The sequence below is a fragment of the Intrasporangium chromatireducens Q5-1 genome, from assembly GCF_000576575.1.
Taxonomy (GTDB): Bacteria; Actinomycetota; Actinomycetes; order Actinomycetales; family Dermatophilaceae; genus Intrasporangium_A; species Intrasporangium_A chromatireducens.
This window is the reverse complement of the sequence record NZ_AWQS01000258.1, coordinates 1-5,118: the sequence shown is the minus strand read 5'-3', so window position 1 is coordinate 5,118 and position 5,118 is coordinate 1. Positions and strand designations below refer to the sequence as shown.

Annotated in this window: 4 protein-coding genes, 1 other RNA gene and 1 pseudogene; 2 read left to right on the top strand and 4 right to left on the bottom strand. The window is 68.8% G+C overall.

Annotated elements, in window-relative coordinates; translation table 11 throughout:
- Window positions 1-188, top strand: a pseudogene (locus tag N864_RS25185) (GNAT family N-acetyltransferase); the annotation flags it as partial.
- Between the two features lie 51 nt (window positions 189-239).
- Here the strand turns inward: N864_RS25185 and N864_RS19045 are convergent.
- Both N864_RS19045 and ffs read right to left on the bottom strand, forming a co-directional pair.
- Window positions 240-1,442: an MFS transporter gene (locus N864_RS19045; RefSeq protein ID WP_155893019.1), complete on the bottom strand. Its 1,203-nt coding sequence runs from the start codon at window positions 1,440-1,442 to the stop codon at window positions 240-242.
- 62 nt (window positions 1,443-1,504) lie between these two features.
- An RNA gene (ffs, locus tag N864_RS24325) (signal recognition particle sRNA small type) lies at window positions 1,505-1,603 on the bottom strand.
- A 214-nt stretch (window positions 1,604-1,817) separates the two neighbouring features.
- On the opposite strand from ffs, the gene N864_RS19040 reads away from it, so the two are divergent.
- The gene (locus N864_RS19040) at window positions 1,818-3,131 is read left to right on the top strand and encodes an L-lactate MFS transporter (RefSeq protein ID WP_051518809.1); all 1,314 of its coding nucleotides are present in this window, start codon (window positions 1,818-1,820) and stop codon (window positions 3,129-3,131) included.
- A gap of 100 nt (window positions 3,132-3,231) precedes the next feature.
- Here the strand turns inward: N864_RS19040 and N864_RS19035 are convergent, their stop codons facing one another.
- Window positions 3,232-4,149 carry a carbohydrate ABC transporter permease gene (locus tag N864_RS19035; RefSeq protein ID WP_034720938.1) on the bottom strand — a complete coding sequence of 306 codons (918 nt, stop codon included), beginning with the start codon at window positions 4,147-4,149 and terminating at the stop codon, window positions 3,232-3,234.
- Window positions 4,146-5,051 (bottom strand): carbohydrate ABC transporter permease, encoded by a 906-nt coding sequence (locus N864_RS19030; protein ID WP_034720935.1) that lies wholly within the window; start codon window positions 5,049-5,051, stop codon window positions 4,146-4,148. The genes N864_RS19035 and N864_RS19030 overlap by 4 nt, the downstream gene beginning before the upstream one ends.
- Between the last annotated feature and the right edge of the window lie 67 nt (window positions 5,052-5,118).

Genomic DNA, 5,118 nt, shown 5'->3' with positions numbered 1-5,118 from the left:
ACGAGGGGCCACCAACCGTCGAGGGGCCACCCGTCCGGATGGGCCCACGTGGGCTGGCGGCACTCTGGTGCGGCTGGCCGGTGGCGCGACTACGGCAGGCCGGGCTCCTCTCGGGAGGTCACCCCGAGGACGACTGCACGCTCGACGCGATCTTCACCGGGTCGCCATACATGACCGACTACTTCTGAGCGCACCTGCGCCGGCGCCGGCCGAGCCTGCTCGGGCGACGGGCAACCACCTCAGCCCGAGGCGTCGGCTCGCGACCTGCCGACGGCGGGGATGACGAGCAGCGCGACCGCGGCCATGGCACCGACGGCGAGCAGGGAGTGCAGCACCCCGACATGGTCACCGAGGAAACCGAGCAGTGGCGGGCCGCCGAGGAACGCGCCATACCCAATGGTCGAGACGACGCTCATCCGGGCCGCTGCGCGACCGGGGTCGTCCGCGGCAGCGCTCATCCCGACCGGGAAACCGAGGCTCGCGCCGACGCCCCAGATCGCGGCGCCGACGAAGGCGAGGACCGGCCCGCCGAAGACCACGAGCAGGCAGCCCGCAACCGCGGAAAGGAAGAGGATCCGCAGCACGGGCACCCGGCCGTGGGTGTCGAGCAGCCGCGTCCCGAGGACCCGCCCCAAGGTCATGAAGGTGAGGAACACGGCGAACCCGAGGACGCCTGCCCAGCGAGGCAGGTGGTAGCCGTCCGAGAAGGCGACGGCGACCCAGTCGTTCGCAGTGCCCTCGGTGAACGCGGCTGCGAGGACGACGACGCCGATGAGCAGGGTCCGTGGTTCGCGCCAGGCCGCGCCGATGCCCGCTGAGCCGGTTCGAGGCGAGTCAGTGTCCTTTCGATCGTGGAGATCGTGCTCTCGATCGGGGTGCTCGGCGGTCCGCGGCAGGAAGGAGCGCAGGAACCACGGTGTGACCGCCCCGAGGAGGAGGGCGACACCAGCGAGGTGAACGCCCACCGGGACGTGCAGGCCCGACAGCAATGCCCCGAGCAGGGCCGAGAGCACGGTTCCCCCGCTGAACATCGCGTGGAAGTGCGGCATGACAGACCGGGCCAGCAGCCGCTCGACCGAGGCGCCCTCGAGGTTGATGCCGACGTCGAAGACGCCGACCCCGAGGCCGGTCACGAACAACGCGGCCATCACGACCGGCCGGCTGCCCAGGACGGAGACCCCAGCGCCGACGAGGAGCAGGCCCGCGGCCTGGACCAGCCCCGCCCCGAGGACGGCCCGGGCAGCGCCGAAGCGGTGGACGAGCCAGCCGGACAGCGGCAGGCCGACGACGGACCCAGCCGACAGGGCGAGGAGGGTGACGCCGAGCTGCCCGGCGCTGAGGTCGAGCGCGTGCTTGATGTCGGGCACGCGCGACGCGAAGCCGGCAAAGGCCGCGCCTGCCAGGGCGAAGGCGGTCAGGACGGCGTTCCGCGCGAGGGCCACCCGCGGAGGGTGCGCCGCAGCGGCATGTCGCGGGACCACGGCACCTACCTCACGCGGGACGAGAAACAGGGACACCCCACGTACCTGGAAGAGCTCTCCTACCCTTGCTGCATTCCTGCCCTGGGGGAGTTCGGAGAGGTACCACCACGTGGGGTGCCGGGCGCCAGTGTATGCGCTCGGGCCCCGGCCGCACGAATCCATCCGCGGGTGTGCGGCCCGGACGTGGGTACATGGGATCTGACCTGCGTGCTCACCAGGTGTTGCCGAGTCGCGCGGTCGCGGACAGGATCGAGAGCAGGAGGCGTCGGCCCCGACCAGCCGGCGCCAGTTGGCCCGATGGCAGACCCGGCCGCGGGCCAGACGAAAGGGGCACCCATGTCGACGTCAACGGGGCACCATGCAGCACCCGCCGACAATCCAACCCGCGGCCGATGGTGGATCGTCGTCGGCGCTCTCCTTCTCCAGCTGTCGATCGGCGGCGTGTACGCCTGGAGCGTCTTCAACACGGCGCTGAAGAAGGACACCGCCATGGGCCTCAGCAACGCCCAGGCCTCCCTGCCGTTCACGGTGACGATCGGGATGATCTTCATCGGCAGCTACCTGGGCGGCCGCATCCAGGACCGCCGGGGGCCACGGCCCGTCGCGCTCGTCGGCGGGTTCGTCTACGCCGTCGGCTGCATCATCGCGTCGTTCGCCCGTGAGCCGAGCCAGCTGTGGATCCTGATCCTCGGCTACGGCGTCATCAGCGGTTTCGGCCTCGGCTTCGCCTACATCGTGCCGATCGCCATGCTGCAGAAGTGGTTCCCCGACAAGCGCGGCCTCATCACCGGACTGGCCGTCGCCGGGTTCGGCTTCGGTGCCGTCGTCACCGCTCCGGTGGCGCGTTGGCTCATCGACAAGAACCCGGCGGAACCGAACTGGGCGTTCCTGCCGCTCGGGATCGGCTATCTCGTCCTCGCGGTCGCGGGCGCCTCGGTCTTCCGCAACCCGCCTGAGGGGTATGCCGTCCCCGGCTGGGTTCCCGCCACGACCGGCCGGACACGCGACAGCGCCAAGCAGTACACCGAGAAGGAGGCCCTGCGCACGCCGCAGTGGTACCTGCTCACTGCGGTCCTGACGCTCAACGTCACGGTCGGCATCGCCCTCATCGGTCAGGCGAACTCCACCGCCATCGACGTCGCGGGATACTCGGCAACGGCTGCGGCGTCGGTCGTGGGAGCGTTCGCGCTCTTCAACGGAGGCGGCCGGATCTTCTGGGCGTGGGTGTCGGGCTTCACGGGCCGGATGACCGCCTTCGCCCTCATGCTCGGCCTGCAGGGAGTCTGCCTGCTGCTCGTGCCGCATGCCGGCAACTCGGCGCTGTTCTTCATCCTCGGCGCGATCGTCTACCTCTGCTACGGCGGCGGGTTCGGCACGATGCCGGCGACCGCGGGCGACTTCTTCGGCGTCCGGCACGCCGGGGCGATCTACGGGCTGATGATCCTCGGCTGGAGCCTCGGCGGGATCATCGGGCCGCCGATCATCGCCGCGCTCATCGGGCCGGACAAGAACTACGTGCTGGGATACACGGTCATGGGGATCATCGCCCTCGTCGCGATCATCCTGCCGATCATCACGAAGATGCCTGCGCCCCAGCAGGAGGGCAGGGTGAGCCCGGAGGTGGGCCAGCCCGCCGTTGACCTCGACTGACCCCCGCAACACGCCGGGCAGTCGCCAACTGGTGACGGAAATACCCGTCGTGCGTTGACTGCTGCTCGGTGTGTTGCCGCGTGGAGGACTCCCGAGGGTGCTACTTGACGGAGCCGCTCATCAGGCCGCCGACGAAGTACTTGCCGAGGATGACGTAGACGAGCAGGGTCGGCAGCGACGCGAGCAGGACCCCGGCCATGATCGAGGGGTAGTCCGGGTTCTGCCCGCCGGCGAGCTCGTTCAGCACGTAGGTGACCGGGCCGTTGTTGCGGTTGGTCAGGAACAGGGCGAACAGGAAGTCGTTCCACGCCGACGTGAACTGCCAGATCATCGCGACAACGAACGCGGGTGCGGAGATCGGCAGCACGATCGACGCGAAGGTCCGCAGCGTGCCGGCTCCGTCGACCTTGGCCGCCTCGAGGATCTCGGTCGGTACGGCCGTCGCGTAGTAGTTGCGGAAGATCAGCGCGCAGATCGGGATGCCGTAGATGACGTGCACGATGATGAGCTTCCAGATGCCGTCGAACCACGACATGCCCGGCATGGACTGGATCTGGATCAGCATGCCCTGCAACGGGATCAGGATCGCCTGGTAGGGGATGAACATCCCGAACAGGAACAGCGTGAAGACGAGCGTTGCCCCGCGGAAGCGCCACTTGGCGAAGACGAACCCGTTGAGCGAGCCGAGCATCGCCGACAGGACGGCGACCGACACGGCGAGCACGACGGAGCGCCACAGCGGCGGCGCCAGCGCAGACCAGGCGGCCTTCCACCCCGCCACCGACCACAGCGACGGCAGCGTCCACGCCTCGCGGGCGTTGACCTGCCCGCTGGTCTTGAAGCTCGTGACGAGCAGGACGTAGAGCGGGATGAAGATGAGGATGACGAAGGCGAGGAGCAGCGCGTAGCGCAGCGTGCGCCCGGCAACGGTCCCCTCGGTGCCCGGGGCGCGTCCGGTCGTCTTCCGCTTCGGGATGACCTCGGCGACGGGGACCGGCTCGGTGGTCGTGGCGGTCATCCGCGCATCCCCTTCTCGGTCTTGTTGGTGTACATCAGGTACGGGATGACGATGAGGGCGACGAGGACGAGCAGGATCGTCGCGTTGACGGCAGCAGCCGTCGGGTCGCCCTGCTGGAACAGCTGGGTCCACATCATCGTCGAGGGCACCGACGCCTTGTAGGAGTTCTGCCCGGCGATCGCATAGATGAGGTCGAACATCTTCATCGACATGTGGCCGATGATGATGAGCGCCGACAGCGCGATCGGCGACAGCTGCGGGAAGAGCACGTGCCGGTAGATCTTCCACTCCGAGGCACCGTCGATGCGGGCCGCCTCACGCTGGTCCTCGCTGATCCCGCGGAAGCCCGCCAGGAAGAGCGCCATGACATAGCCGGACAGCTGCCAGATGGCGGGGATCGCCATGGCGGCCATCGAGAAGCTGTTCGGCGACTGCCACCAGCCGGACTGGAACCGCTCGAGGCCCAGCATCGCGAGGAGCTGGTTGAGGCCCGAGGCCTGGTCGCCCTTGCCGGGGGCGAGCAGCCAGCGCCAGACGATGCCGGCCGCGATGAACGAGATCGCCATCGGCAGCAGGTAGATCGAGCGGAAGACCCCCTCGGCGGTGACGCCCTTCTCGAGCAGGATCGCCCAGAGCAGCCCGAAGAGCATCGTGCCGGCGACGAACACGACGGTCAGGACGAGCAGGTTGAACAACGCGTGCTGGTAGTCCGGCGACCCGAGCAGCTGCGAGTAGTTCGAGACGCCGCCGTCGTGCAGCACCCGCTTGGTCGCCCGGGTCGTCACGCGGTCGAACGACGTCGAGACGTTCTTGAAGATGAACCAGTAGACGAAGATCCCGACCAGGATGATCGACGGGAGGACGAACAGGAAGCCGACGAGTCCATCGCGACTCTTGCGCATGACCCCTCCTTCGCGGGTGGTCACCACCCGCCTGAGGACGTATGCCGCTGAGCTGGCTCAGCGGCAT